At 70.9% G+C, this 12814-nt stretch carries 12 protein-coding genes; 5 read left to right on the forward strand and 7 right to left on the reverse strand.

Annotation, left to right across the window (positions count from 1 at the left end):
* Position 1 precedes the first annotated feature (1 nt).
* Entirely contained in the window at positions 2-1276 is a 1275-nt protein-coding gene (locus tag C1707_RS04260; RefSeq protein ID WP_420808273.1) for a 3-deoxy-D-manno-octulosonic acid transferase, read from the forward strand.
* Positions 1273-2277, forward strand: a complete 1005-nt coding sequence (gene lpxK / locus C1707_RS04265) for a tetraacyldisaccharide 4'-kinase (protein ID WP_101711000.1) — start codon at positions 1273-1275, stop codon at positions 2275-2277. Before C1707_RS04260 ends, lpxK begins: the two co-directional genes overlap by 4 nt.
* Before the next feature lie 139 nt (positions 2278-2416).
* Here the strand turns inward: lpxK and C1707_RS04270 are convergent, their stop codons facing one another.
* From C1707_RS04270 to purD, 3 genes are all read right to left on the reverse strand, one after another.
* Entirely contained in the window at positions 2417-3715 is a 1299-nt protein-coding gene (locus tag C1707_RS04270) for a metal-dependent hydrolase family protein (protein ID WP_101710999.1), read from the reverse strand.
* Between the two features lie 275 nt (positions 3716-3990).
* Entirely contained in the window at positions 3991-5064 is a 1074-nt protein-coding gene (locus C1707_RS04275) for a phosphotransferase family protein (RefSeq protein WP_101710998.1), read from the reverse strand.
* A gap of 184 nt (positions 5065-5248) precedes the next feature.
* On the reverse strand, positions 5249-6532 hold the full coding sequence (gene purD, locus C1707_RS04280; protein ID WP_101710997.1) for a phosphoribosylamine--glycine ligase: 1284 nt from the start codon (positions 6530-6532) through the stop codon (positions 5249-5251).
* Positions 6533-6707: 175 nt separating this feature from the next.
* On the opposite strand from purD, the gene C1707_RS04285 reads away from it, so the two are divergent.
* Positions 6708-8327, forward strand: coding sequence for an ATP-binding protein (locus tag C1707_RS04285; RefSeq protein WP_101710996.1), 1620 nt, complete (start codon positions 6708-6710; stop codon positions 8325-8327).
* 74 nt (positions 8328-8401) lie between these two features.
* Positions 8402-9028 (forward strand): cysteine hydrolase family protein, encoded by a 627-nt coding sequence (locus C1707_RS04290; RefSeq protein WP_101710995.1) that lies wholly within the window; start codon positions 8402-8404, stop codon positions 9026-9028.
* Here the strand turns inward: C1707_RS04290 and C1707_RS04295 are convergent.
* A complete protein-coding gene (locus C1707_RS04295; RefSeq protein WP_101710994.1) occupies positions 9025-9708 on the reverse strand; it encodes a cation efflux transmembrane domain-containing protein in 684 nt (227 codons plus the stop codon). The genes C1707_RS04290 and C1707_RS04295 overlap by 4 nt on opposite strands.
* 60 nt (positions 9709-9768) lie before the next feature.
* Between C1707_RS04295 and C1707_RS04300 the strand changes: the two genes are divergently transcribed.
* Positions 9769-10167, forward strand: a complete 399-nt coding sequence (locus tag C1707_RS04300) for a MerR family transcriptional regulator (RefSeq protein WP_101710993.1) — start codon at positions 9769-9771, stop codon at positions 10165-10167.
* 330 nt (positions 10168-10497) lie between these two features.
* Here C1707_RS04300 and phoB read toward each other — a convergent pair whose 3' ends face one another.
* From phoB to pstB, 3 genes are read right to left on the reverse strand one after another with little or no spacing between them, the layout of a single operon-like run.
* Positions 10498-11190: a phosphate regulon transcriptional regulator PhoB gene (phoB, locus tag C1707_RS04305; protein WP_101710992.1), complete on the reverse strand. Its 693-nt coding sequence runs from the start codon at positions 11188-11190 to the stop codon at positions 10498-10500.
* Positions 11191-11211: 21 nt separating this feature from the next.
* Positions 11212-11904 (reverse strand): phosphate signaling complex protein PhoU, encoded by a 693-nt coding sequence (gene phoU / locus C1707_RS04310; RefSeq protein ID WP_101710991.1) that lies wholly within the window; start codon positions 11902-11904, stop codon positions 11212-11214.
* 19 nt (positions 11905-11923) lie between these two features.
* On the reverse strand, positions 11924-12766 hold the full coding sequence (pstB, locus tag C1707_RS04315) for a phosphate ABC transporter ATP-binding protein PstB (RefSeq protein WP_420808274.1): 843 nt from the start codon (positions 12764-12766) through the stop codon (positions 11924-11926).
* Positions 12767-12814 lie beyond the last annotated feature (48 nt).

The following is a 12814-nucleotide window of genomic DNA, read 5'->3' on the forward strand; positions in this document are numbered from 1 at the left end:
CCTGCCGTTCTCCCTGGCGCTGTACCGCGCCGCGACCACGGTCCTGACGCCGATCGCGCCGGCCCTGCTGCGCAAGCGCGCCGAGCGGGGCAAGGAGGATCCGACCCGCCTCGATGAGCGCCTGGGCAAGCCGGCGATCCCGCGCCCGCCCGGCGTGCTGGTCTGGCTGCACGGGGCCAGCGTCGGCGAGAGCCTGTCGATCCTGCCGCTGGTCGAGCGCCTGCGGGCCGAACGGCCCGACGCCGCCGTGCTGGTCACCTCGGGCACCGTCACTTCGGCCGAACTTCTGGCCAGGCGCCTGCCGCCGGGCGCCATCCACCAGTACCTGCCGGTCGACACGCCCGGCGGCGCGGCCCGCTTCCTCGACCACTGGCGGCCCGACCTGGCCGTCTTCGTCGAAAGCGAGCTGTGGCCCAACCTGCTGCTGGGCGCCAAGGCGCGCGGGACCCGGCTGGCCCTGGTCTCGGCCAAGCTGTCGGACAAGAGCTATCGCAGCTGGCGAACCCGTCCGCTGGCCGCCGCCTGGCTGTTCGCGGGCTTCGACCTGATCCTGGCCCAGGACGGCCGCGCCGCCGACCGCTTCGCCAGCCTGGGCGGGACCGTGGCCGGGGAAGCCGACCTCAAGTTCGGCTCGCCGCCGCTGCCGGTCGACGAGGCCGAATACGCCCCCCTGCGCTTCCAGCTGACCGACCGGCCGCTGCTGCTGGCCGCCAGCACCCACCCCGGCGAGGACGAGATCGTGCTCGACGCCGTCGCCGGCTTCCACCTGGCCCCGCGCCTGGTGATCGTCCCGCGCCACCCCGCCCGAGGCGAGACGATCCTGGAGATGGCCCGCGAGCGCGGCCTCGACGCCGTGCGCCGCAGCCAGGCGCCGGGCGCCGTCGCCGAGGTGATCGTCGCCGACACCCTGGGCGAGATGGGCCTGTGGTACCGGCTGGCCGACCTGGCCGTGGTCTGCGGCAGCCTGGTTGCCGGGATCGGCGGCCACAACCCGCTGGAGCCGGCGCGGCTGGACTGCCCGATCGTCTCGGGCCCGCATGTCGAGAACTGGCTGACCGCCTATGGCGACCTGGCCGCCGCCGAGGGCGTGGCCTATGCCGAGGGTTCGGTGCTGGGCCACCGCCTGTCCGACCTCTTCGAGACGCCCGACCGCCTGAAGGCCCAGGCCGCCCGCGCCAGAGCCTTCGTCGAGGCGCGCGACGCCGCCGCGCGGCAGGGCCTGTCGCGCATCCTGGAACTCGTACCGCCCACCCCCGCGCCAGAGGTCGCCGCATGAAGCTGTCCACCCCCCGTTGGTGGTACCGCCGCGAGGGCGGCCCGGCGCCGCTGACCCGCGCCCTGCTGACCCCGCTGTCGTGGATCTGGGCCGGCACCACCGCCCGCCGAATCGCCAAGGCCAGCCCGCAGGACCCCGGCGCGCCGGTGATCTGCGTCGGCAATCTCACCGCCGGCGGCGTCGGCAAGACGCCGATCGTGCGCGAACTGCTGCTGGTGCTGAACAACGGCGGCGTAGCGGCCCACGGCCTGTCGCGCGGCTATGGCGGCTCGCTGAAGGGCCCGCTGCGGGTGGACCCGACGCGGCACAAGGCCGGCGAGGTCGGCGACGAACCGCTGATGCTGGCCCAGGACTTCCCGATCTGGATATCGCGCGACCGCGTGGCCGGGGCCAAGGCCGCCGCCGCGGCCGGCGCCCAGGTCATCGTCATGGACGACGGCCACCAGAACCCCGATCTGGCGAAGACCCTGTCGCTGGTGGTGGTGGACGGCGAGACGCGCGACGACGAGTGGCCGTTCGGCGACGGCCGGGTGTTTCCCGCCGGTCCGATGCGCGAGCCGCTGGAGGTGGGCCTGGCCCGCGCCGACGCCGTGATCGTGCTGCTGCCGGCCGACCTGCCGGAAGCAGACCCGCGACTGTTGGCCCTGCTGGCCTCCAAGCCCGTGCTGATCGCCCGTCTGGAGCCGGCCGCCCCGCCGCCGGGCGGGCCCCAGGTCGGCTTCGCCGGCGTCGGCAAGCCGTGGAAGGTCGAGCGCGCCCTGCAGGCCGCCGGCTGCGACCTCGTCGACTTCGCCCCCTTCCCCGACCACGGCGCCTACAGCGAGGACACCCTGCGGGGCCTGGCCGAGCGAGCCCGCGACCTCGGCGCCAGCCTGATCACCACCGAAAAGGACTGGATCCGCCTGCCGCCTGCGTGGCGCGAGCGCGTCGCCGCCTGGCCGGTGCGGGCGCGGTTCGAGGACGAAGACGCGCTGGCGCGGGTGCTGGCGGGGCTGGCGTAGCCGCTGCGCGTCCCCCCTCAGTCGCTCCGCGACAGCTCCCCCAGAGGGGGAGCATCTGCGCGGATAGATCCTCCCCCTCTGGGGGAGGTGGCCCGCAGGGCCGGAGGGGGCCCTCGCCCAAAGGCGAGGGCTGCGACGGCTACTTCACCACCACGCCGCCCTTGATCACCGTTTCCACCTTCTGGAGCACACTCACGTCGGCCAGCGGATCGCCGGCCACCGCCACCAGATCGGCGGCCTTGCCCGGCGCCAGCGAGCCGATCTCGGCCGAGACGCCCAGGTGGTCGGCGGCGTTGACCGTCGCGGCGCGGATGGCGTCCAGCGGCGACAGGCCGGCGCGGTTCAGAAGCACGAACTCGTAGGCGTTGTCGCCATGGGCGGAAACGCCGCTGTCGGTGCCGAAGGCGATCTTGACCCCGCCGGCGTTGGCGCGGCGGGCCATGTCGAGCATCTTGGGACCGGCCTCCAGCGCCTTGGCCGTCTGGGCGGGCGTGAAGAAGTTGCCCGGGCTGGCGGCGATGCGGGCCACGTAGTCGCCGGCCATCAGGGTGGGCACCAGATAGGCGCCGTTCTTCTTGAAGAGGGCGATGCTCTCGTTGTCGAGATAGGTGCCGTGCTCGATGGAGTCGCCGCCGGCCTTGAGGAAGGCGTTGATGCCGTCGACGCCGTGGGCGTGGGCGGTGACGCGGCGGCCCATGCGGTGGGCGCTCTCGACGATGGCCGCCAGTTCGCCGTCGCTGAACTGCTGCGACAGGCCCGCGGCGGTATTGGAGAGCACCCCGCCGGTGGCGGTGATCTTGATGATGTCGGCGCCGCGCCAGACCTGCTCGCGCACCGCGCGGCGGCAGTCGTCGGGGCCCGAGCACACCGATTCCGGCCGCAGGACGTGCATGACCTCCTCGCTGTAGCCGTTGACGTCGCCGTGGCCCCCGTGGATCGACACGGCCGAGCCGGCGGCGATGATCCGCGGCCCCACCACGTCGCCGCGCTTGATGCCGGCGCGCAGGGCGAAGATGGCGGCGTTGTCGGCCCCCAGGTCGGCGACGGTGGTGAAGCCGGCCATCAGGGTCTTGCGGGCGTAGCCGGCCCCGACCATCGCCTGGTCGGCCGACGACTGCGTCACCTCGTCGAGGCGCGAGGTCGGCCCCTGCTGGCCGGTCAGGTGCACGTGGCTGTCGATGAAGCCGGGCAGGACGAAGCGGTCCTTCAGGTCGACCACCACGCCGCCGGGTTCGGAGACGTAGCCGTCGGCGATCCGCACCACCTTGCCGTCCTGCAGCACCACGGTCTTGGCGCTCTCGACCTTGCCGGTCGCCGGGTCGGCCAGCAGCTTGCCGGCCTGGACGAAGGTCAGCGGGCCGGCTGCCTGCGCGGCGGCGAACGACAGCGCGGCGGCCGCGACGCCGAGCGCGGCGGCGGCCAGGGAACGGATACGCATGAAGAGAGCCCCTCTGAACGATCTCGCCCCTCCCCAGGGGCGTTTGCGGCAGGATGGCGGGGTCAGCGGGCGGCTGTCACGCCATTTTCTTTCAGGGGCGGAGCGAAGGCGCCGCGGCGAGTCCGCCACAAATCATCGCTTCCCTCGCCCTTGTGGCGAGGGCCCACGCCGGCGACGGCTCAGACCTCTATCAAGCTCGAAAGGTCTGAGCAGGTTGGACCATGGATCCTGGGCGCTAGGCCCAGGAAAGCAAATTGAGATGGACGGCGGAGGCCTCAGGCCCCCGCCTTCTGCGCGAACGCCCAGGCCCCCTTGGCCAGCACCGGCACCCGCGCCTCCATCAGCTGGGCGTGGGCGCTGGCGGCGGTGCCGTCGCGCACGCGGCCGACGATGCCCTGGCAGATGCCGGCCAGGCGGAAGAGGTTGTAGCTGAAGTACCAGTCCAGCTGCGGCAGGCCGTCCCGGCCCGTGGCGGCGCAGTAGCGGGCCACGGCCTCGTCGATGGTGGGGATGCCGTAGGCCGTCAGGTCGGCGATCTCGGCCAGGCCGCCGCGCTGATCGGACGGCATCACCCAGTTCATCAGGAAGTAGGTGAAGTCGGCCAGCGGGTTGCCCAGGGTCGACAGCTCCCAGTCCAGCACCGCGATCACGCGCGGCTCGACGGGATGCAGGATCATGTTGTCGAGGCGGTAGTCGCCGTGGACGATCGAGGTCTGGTCGTCGGCCGGGGCGCTGGCCGGCAGCCAGTCGATCAGCCGGTCCATCTCGTCGATCTTCGTGGTCTCGCTGGCGCGGTACTGCTTGGTCCAGCGGTCGATCTGGCGGGTGAAGTAGTTGCCCGGCTTGCCGTAGTCGGCCAGGCCCACGGCGGCGTAGTCGACGGTGTGCAGCGCCGCCAGGGTGTCGATCTGCGCCTCGTAGATCGCCCGCCGCTCAGGCGGCGCATAGTCGGGCAACGTGCCGTCCCACAGGATGCGGCCCTCGACGTTGTCCATCACGTAGAAGATCGTGCCGATCACGCCCTCGTCCATGCACAGGGCATAGGGCCGGGCGACCGGAAAGCCCGCCTGGTGCAGGCCCGAGATCACCTTGAACTCGCGGTCGACGGCGTGGGCGCTGGGCAGCAGCTTGCCGGGCGGCTTGCGGCGCAGGACGTAGCGCCTGGACGGCGTCACCAGCTGGTAGGTGGGATTGCTCTGCCCGCCCTTGAACTGGCGCACCTCCAGCGGACCGGCATAGCCGTCGACATTGGCCTCGAGCCAGGCGGCCAGGGCGGCCTCGTCGATCGCATGGCGCGGATCGACCGGCTTGGTGCCCGAATTCAGCTCCTGAGCGGACGGCTCGGCCACGGCGCTTCACTCCCAACGTTTGTTTGAAAGGGAGTTTAGAGGGCGTACGGCCGGTGGCAAGCGCCTTGCGTCCTTCGAGGCTCGCCTGTGGCTCGCACCTCAGGATGAGGAACCTATTGCACTGAATTCCTCATCCTGAGGCGCCCGCGCGAGCGGGCCTCGAAGGACGCAAGGCGGCTCAGGCTCAGTGGTGCTGAAGAGCCCGCCAGCCGATGTCGTTGCGGTAGAAGCCGCCTTCCAGCGACACCGTGCCCAGGGCCGCATAGGCCACGTCGCGGGCTTCGTGCAGGGTCGCGCCCAGGGCGCAGACGTTGAGCACCCGGCCGCCCGAGGCCACCAGCTTGCCGTCGGCGTCGCGGGCCGTGCCGGCGTGGAAGATCTCGGCCTCGTGGCCGTAGTCGGCCTCGGCGCCCTGGATCAGGCCGCCGGTCTTGGGCGCGTCGGGATAGCCCTCGGCGGCCAGCACGACGCAGATCGCCGCCTCGTCGCGCCACTTCGGCGGCTCGGCCGAAGCCAGTTCGCCCTTGGCGGCGGCCAGCAGGGTCGGGACGATGTCGCTTTCCAGGCGCAGCATCAGCACCTGGCATTCGGGATCGCCGAAGCGGGCGTTGTATTCGACCAGCTTGGGACCGGTCGGCGTCAGCATCAGGCCCGCATAAAGCACGCCGACATACGGATTGCCCTCGGCGGCCATGCCCTCGACGGTCGGCACGATCAGTTCGCGCCAGGCCTGCTCGATCAAGGCGTCGGTGAGGACGGGCGGCGGCGAATAGGTGCCCATGCCGCCGGTGTTGGGGCCTTCGTCGCCGTCATAGGCGCGCTTGTGGTCCTGGGCCGCGCCGAACAGCACGGCGGTCTTGCCGTCGGAGAGGGCGAACAGCGAGGCCTCCTCGCCGTGCATGAACTCCTCGATGACGACGCGGGCGCCGGCCGAGCCGAAGCGGCCGCCCAGCATGTCCACCACCGCCGCGTCGGCGGCCGCGCGATCGGGGGCGATCACCACGCCCTTGCCGGCCGCCAGGCCGTCGGCCTTGATCACGAACGGCGCTTCCAGCGTATCGAGGAAGGCGCCGGCCGAGGCGGCGTCCTCGAACACACCATAGGCGGCGGTCGGCAGGCCGTGGCGCTTGCAGAAGTCCTTGGTGAAGGCCTTGGAAGTCTCCAGCTGGGCCGCGCGCTGCGATCCGCCGAAGCACGGGACGCCGATTTCGGTCAGCTTGTCGGCCAGGCCGACCTCCAGCGCCGACTCCGGACCCACCACCACCAGGTCCGCGCCGATCTCCTGTGCGAGGGCGACCAAACCATCGGCGTCGGTCGCCTTGACGGCGCGCAGCTCGGCCACGGCGGCGATGCCCGGATTGCCCGGGGCTGCGACGAGGCGGCCGCACAGCGGCGATTGCGCGATCTTCCAGGCCAGGGCGTGCTCGCGCCCGCCGGACCCGACGAGGAGGATGGTCAGCTTTTCCATGAGCCGGGGATGTCGCGCGGGCCGGGGCCGCGGTCAAGCATCCGCTGCGTCGGATCGTCCATCGCCCCCTCCTGCGACGCTTGGCCCGATTGTCAGCCGCCCCGCGCGCGGGCTCTTTGTGTGCAAATTCGCACGTCCAGGGCAGGACGCGCGCCACGGGGCGACCTCGAGACACATGGCCAAGGACGACCATCACCTTCCGCGCGACCCTGCAGCCGCGACGGACGCCGCATCCCACCCGTCGAAGGCCCTCTATTCCTGGGCCTTCCTCGACGCCGTGGTCGAGAGCGTGCCGGCCATGCTGGTGGTCAAGAACGGCAGCGACGGCCGCTTCGTGCTGGTCAACCGCACCGGCGAGGAGCTCCTGGGCGTTCCGCGCGAGGATCTGATCGGCCGCAACGACGCCGACTTCTTCCCGCCCGAGCAGGCCGCCTTCTTCGCCGAGATGGACGCCAAGGTGCTAGCCAGCGACCGCCTGTGGGTGATCGACGAGGAGCCGCTGAAGACGCCCCACAACGGCGACCGCTGGCTGCAGACCAAGAAGATCGCCATCCCCGGCGAGGGCGACGAGAAGCTGCTGCTGATCATCAGCGAGGACATCACCGAGCGGAAGAAGTCGGCCATCGCGCTGGAGGCCGCCCTGGAGCGGTCCCGCGCCGCCAGCGTCGCCAAGTCCGAGTTCCTGGCCAATATGAGCCACGAGATCCGCACCCCGCTGAACGGCGTGCTGGGCATGGCCCAGGTGCTGGCCCAGACCGAACTGACCCCGCGCCAGCGCGAGATGATGGACGTGATCCTGACCTCGGGCCGCACGCTGAACGCCCTGCTCAGCGACATTCTCGACCTGGCCAAGGTCGAGGCCGGCGAGGTCGAGCTGGAGGCCGCGCCCTTCGACCTGCGCGCGGCGCTGGTCGCCTCGGCCGCCACCTTCGAGGGCCTGGCCCTCCAGAAGGGGCTGAGCTTCGCCCTGACCTTCGACGACGACTTCCAGGAGCGGGTCGAGGGTGACGCCCTGAAGTTCGGCCAGATCGTCAACAACCTGATCAGCAACGCGGTGAAATTCACCAGCGAAGGCTCGGTCCACGTCCACGCCGGCACGGTGCTGCAGGACGGCCAGGCCCGCCTGACCGTCACCGTCGACGACACCGGCGAGGGCTTCACCCCGGAAGTGCAGGCCAGCCTGTTCGAGCGCTTCGTACAGGGCGACGGCTCGATCACCCGGCGGTTCGGCGGCTCGGGCCTGGGGCTGTCGATCGCCCAGCGCTTCGCCAAGCTGATGGGCGGCGAGATCGCCTGCGTCTCCACGCCCGGCGAAGGCTCGCGCTTCACCCTGACGGTCCGCCTGGTCCCCGCCGCGCCCGTGGCGCCCGCCCCGCCCCGCCGAGCGCCCAGGGCCGCCGCCCCCCAGCGCCTGCGGGTGCTGCTGGCCGAGGACCACCCCACCAACCAGCGCGTGGTGGAACTGATGCTCGACGGCGTCGCCGACGTCGTGGTCACCGAGGACGGCGAGGCCGCCCTGCGCGCCTACCAGGAGCACGAGTTCGACCTGGTGCTGATGGACACCCAGATGCCGGTGATGGACGGACTGACGGCGATCGCCGAGATCCGCCAGCGCGAGCGCGCCGCCGGCCGCGTGCGCATCCCGATCATCTCGCTGACCGCCAACGCCATGCCCCATCAGGTCGAGGCCTGCCTGGCGGCCGGCGCCGACCTGCACCTGGCCAAGCCGGTCACCGTCTCGGCCCTGTTCGAGACTATCGCCCAGGCCTGCGACCTGGCCGCCGAGCCGGCCTAGGCGACCGGAACGTCCAAGCCTTCCGCGCCGCAAGCGCGCCTCCTGGCGACCACACCGCCGCCAGGAGCCTCGCCATGCCGGACGCCTACCCCCAGGGCCGCACCGCCCTGCTGTTCGTGGATCCCTACAACGACTTCCTGGCCGACGGCGGCAAGCTGTGGCCCCGGGTCGCCGCCACCCAGGGCGCGGCCGGGCTGCACGAGCGGCTGAAGGCCGTGGTGGCGGCGGCGCGGCGCGCGGGCCTGCTGGTGTTCATCGTGCCCCACCACCGCTTCGCCCTCGGCGACCTCGACGGCTGGAAGCACCCCTCGCCCTATCTTCAGGGCAGCGCCCGGGCGATGGTGTTCGAGAAGGACGCCTGGGGCGGCCAGTGGCATCCCGATTTCGCGCCCCTGCCGCAGGACGTGATCGTCGCCGAGCACTGGGGCTCCAGCGGCTTCGCCAACACCGACCTCGACTACCGCCTCAAGCAGCGCCAGATCACCCACGTGATCCTGATCGGCCTGGTGGCCAACACCTGCATCGAGGGCACCGGCCGCTTCGCCTCGGAGCTGGGCTATCACGTCACCCTGGTCACCGACGCGACGGCCGCCTTCACCGACGAGGCCCTGCACGCCGCCCACGCCATCAACGCCCCGACCTACGCCCACGCGATCCTGACGGCCGAGGCGGTGGCGGCGGCGCTGGCGGCGGACGGCTAGCGCTTCCTGGCCGCCACGCTGAAGCGCGGGGCGGACGGAGCGGGCGGCGGCGCGGGCGGGGCCTTGGCCTGTCGCAGCTCGCCCGCCGCCTGGCGAACGATCTGCCAGCCGCCGTGCAGGGCCAGCCCCGCCATCACCGCGGCGACCACGAGGTCGGGCCAGCGGGCGTTCGTGCCGAACACCCCCAGGGCCGCCAGCATCACCGCCACGTTGCCTACCGCGTCGTTGCGCGAGCAGATCCACACCGAGCGCATGTTGGCGTCGCCAGTGCGAAAGCCGAACAGCATCGCCGCCACCGCGAGATTGGCGATCAGGGCCGCCAGGCCCAGGGCGCCCATCACCGGCGCCTCGGGGGTGCGGCCCTCGAACACGCCCCACAGGGTGGCGGCCGACACCCAGGCGCCGAAGACCAGCATGGTCGCGCCCTTCAGCATGGCCGCGCGGGCCCGCCAGACCAGGGCCATTCCGGCCACGCCCAGGCTGATGGCGTAGTTGGCCGCGTCGCCCAGGAAATCGAGGCTATCGGCCTGCAGCGCCGCCGAGCCCGACATCAGGCCGGCCGCGCCCTCGACCAGGAACATGCCGCCGTTGACCGCCAGGGCGATCCACAGCGCCAGCCGCCAGCGTCCCGAAGGCGGGGTCTCGGACTTGCAAAGATCGTCGCCGCAGAAGCCGGACATCTGGACCTCCTCGAAGAAGGCCCCATCTCTGCACCCTGTAGTCGCTACAGGGTCAAGAGCATGCCTGCACTATCCATCGGAGACCTCGCCCGCCGCACCGGCGTGCCGGTCGAGACTATCCGCTACTACGAGCGCATGGGCCTCTTGCCCAAGCCGCCGCGCACCGAGGGCAACTACCGCGCCTACGAGGCCGCGCACGAGCGGCGGCTGGCCTTCGTCAAGCGCTCGCGCGACCTGGGCTTCGGGCTCGACGCCATCCGGGCGCTGCTCGACCTGGCCGACGGCGCCGAGCGCCCCTGCGGCGAGGTCGACGCCCTGGCCCGCGACCAGCTGGCCGAGGTCGAGCGCAAGATCGCCGACCTGACGGCCATGCGGGCCGAGCTGCAGGACATGCTGGGCCACTGCCGCAAGGACACCGTCGCCGACTGCGAGATCATCGGGCGCCTGCGGGGGAAATAACTGACCCTCTCTCTTTGAGAGAGGGAGGGGCCCGCCGCGCAGCGGTGGGAGGGTGAGAGGTTTCATCGTTGGCGAATACCTCCCTCCCCAATCAACCGTCATCCCGGCCGTAGCGAAGCGAAGAGCCGGGATCCAGTGGCCGCCGCTGAAGCGTCCAAGGCCGCCCAGACTCACCACAGGATCCAGTCCCCCTGGGTCCCGGAGAAGCGCTACGCGCTTTCCGGGATGACGGGTGGCTTAGGGGCCGCGCCCTATCCGGTGAGTTTGTTACCTCTCACCCTCCCATGGCTTCGCCATGGGCCCCTCCCTCTCTCTCAGAGAGAGGGATTATCAGGCCGCCTCGACGTCCAGCGAGTAGCCGGCCGAGCGGACGGTGCGGATGGGGTCGGCTTCGGTGGAGCCGTTCAGCGCCTTGCGCAGGCGGCCGATGTGGACGTCCACGGTGCGGGCCTCGACATAGACGTCAGAGCCCCAGACGGCGTCCAGCAGCTGTTCGCGGCTGAACACCCGGCCCGGGTGCTGCATCAGGTAGTCGAGCAGGCGGAACTCGGTGGGGCCCAGGTGCACTTCCTTGCCCTGGCGCTTCACGCGGTGGGCGACCCGGTCGATGACGATGTCGCCGACCGTGATGCGGTCGTCGGCCAGGGCCGGACGGATGCGGCGCATCACGGCGCGGACCCGGGCGGTCAGCTCGACCATCGAGAACGGCTTGACCACGTAGTCGTCGGCGCCGGTGTCCAGGCCGCGAATGCGGTCGCTCTCCTCGCCGCGCGCCGTCAGCATGATGATCGGCACGTTGCGGGTGTCGGTGCGGCCGCGCAGGCGGCGGCAGACCTCGATGCCCGAGACCTTGGGCAGCATCCAGTCGAGGATGACCAGGTCGGGCGCGCGCTCGCTGGCCAGGGTCAGGGCTTCCTCGCCGTCGGAGGCTACCGCGACCTGGTAGCCCTCCTTGTCGAGATTGTAGTGAAGCAGGGTGGCCAGGGCGTCCTCGTCCTCGACCACCAGAACGTACGGAGTCACTTCTACAGGCCTCCCGAAAGCTTACTGAGCGACGACGTCGAGCTTGGGACGCTGGGAGATGATCTCCTCGCCCGTCAGCTCGAAGTGGATGATCTCGGCGATGTTGGTGGCGTGATCGCCGATGCGCTCGAGGTTCTTGGCGACGAACAGCAGGTGCGTGCACGCGTTGATCGTGCGCGGATCGCCCATCATGTAGGTCAGCAGTTCGCGGAAGATCGAGTTGTAGTGCTCGTCGACTTCCTCGTCGCTGCTCCAGACGTTGATGGCGCGCTGCACGTCGAGGGCGGTGTAGGCGTCGAGCACGTCCTTCAGGCGGCTCTGCACCAGGCGGCCCATGCGCTCGATCGAGCGGGTCAGGGCGCTCATCGGTTCGGCGTCGTTGAGGATCAGCGCGCGCTTGCCGATGTTCTTGGCCAGGTCGCCGCAGCGCTCCAGGCTCATCGAGATCTTCAGGGCGGCGACGGCGTGACGCAGGTCCACGGCCATCGGCTGGCGCAGGGCGATCAGGCGGAAGGCCTTGCGCTCGATCTCGGTCTGCAGCGTGTCGAGGCGCTCGTCGCGGCCGACCACGGCCTGGGCCAGGGTGGCGTCGCGGCGGCTGATGCACTCGATGGCGTCGGCCACCTGGGCCTCGGCCAGGCCGCCCATGCGGGTGACCTCGGCCGTCAGGTGGTTCAGCTCTTCGCCGTAGGATTTGACGGTATGCTCGGTCATGTCCTTCGTCCCCTCCCGCTTAGCCGAAGCGGCCGGTGATGTAGTCCTGGGTGCGGCTGTCGCGAGGATTGGTGAACATCTCCTCGGTCGGGCCGCTCTCGACCAGCTTGCCCAGGTGGAAGAAGGCCGTCTTCTGCGAGACGCGGGCGGCCTGGGCCATCGAGTGGGTGACGATGACGATGCAGAACTGGCTGCGCAGTTCGTCGATCAGTTCCTCGATCTTGGCCGTGGCGATCGGGTCCAGCGCCGAGCAGGGCTCGTCCATCAGGATCACTTCGGGCGACACGGCGATGGCGCGGGCGATGACCAGGCGCTGCTGCTGGCCGCCCGACAGGCCGGTGCCCGGCTGATGCAGGCGGTCGGCCACTTCGTTCCAGAGGCCGGCCTTCTTGAGGCTGCTCTCGACGATGGCTTCCAGCTCGTCCTTGCGGGTGGCCAGGCCGTGAATCTTCGGACCGTAGGCGACGTTCTCGAAGATCGTCTTGGGGAACGGGTTCGGCTTCTGGAACACCATGCCGACGCGCGAGCGCAGCACCACCGGGTCGACGCTCTTGAGGTTGACGTCGCCGCCGTCGATCTCGATCGAGCCCTGCACGCGGGCCGACGGGATCGTGTCATTCATCCGGTTGATGCAGCGCAGGAAGGTCGACTTGCCGCAGCCCGACGGGCCGATGAAGGCGGTGACCGACTTGGCCGGGATGTCGAGGTTGACGTCGAACAGCGCCTGCTTGTCGCCGTAGAAGACGCTGACGTCGCGGGCGCGGATCTTGAAATCGCGGCTCTCGACCACGCCGTGGCCCTGCGGGACGGCGGTGTGGATGATCGGCGCGGCGACGGAGGCGTCGCGGTTCTGGGTCGGCATGGCGTGTCCCTGGACGAGGGCCGGAGCTTTGGGGTGGGTGAAGGTCAT

The sequence above is a fragment of the Caulobacter flavus genome, assembly GCF_003722335.1.
Taxonomy (GTDB): Bacteria; Pseudomonadota; Alphaproteobacteria; order Caulobacterales; family Caulobacteraceae; genus Caulobacter; species Caulobacter flavus.

What these genes read in the sequence shown, in the direction of transcription:
- phoU (WP_101710991.1), bottom strand. Translation starts at nt 11,904, where the DNA reads ATGACCGAGCATACCGTCAAATCCTACGGCGAAGAGCTGAACCACCTG.
- C1707_RS04270 (WP_101710999.1), bottom strand. Translation starts at nt 3,715, where the DNA reads ATGCGTATCCGTTCCCTGGCCGCCGCCGCGCTCGGCGTCGCGGCCGCC.
- C1707_RS04290 (WP_101710995.1), top strand. Translation starts at nt 8,402, where the DNA reads ATGCCGGACGCCTACCCCCAGGGCCGCACCGCCCTGCTGTTCGTGGAT.
- C1707_RS04285 (WP_101710996.1), top strand. Translation starts at nt 6,708, where the DNA reads ATGGCCAAGGACGACCATCACCTTCCGCGCGACCCTGCAGCCGCGACG.
- pstB (WP_420808274.1), bottom strand. Translation starts at nt 12,766, where the DNA reads ATGCCGACCCAGAACCGCGACGCCTCCGTCGCCGCGCCGATCATCCAC.
- C1707_RS04295 (WP_101710994.1), bottom strand. Translation starts at nt 9,708, where the DNA reads ATGTCCGGCTTCTGCGGCGACGATCTTTGCAAGTCCGAGACCCCGCCT.
- C1707_RS04300 (WP_101710993.1), top strand. Translation starts at nt 9,769, where the DNA reads ATGCCTGCACTATCCATCGGAGACCTCGCCCGCCGCACCGGCGTGCCG.
- purD (WP_101710997.1), bottom strand. Translation starts at nt 6,532, where the DNA reads ATGGAAAAGCTGACCATCCTCCTCGTCGGGTCCGGCGGGCGCGAGCAC.
- lpxK (WP_101711000.1), top strand. Translation starts at nt 1,273, where the DNA reads ATGAAGCTGTCCACCCCCCGTTGGTGGTACCGCCGCGAGGGCGGCCCG.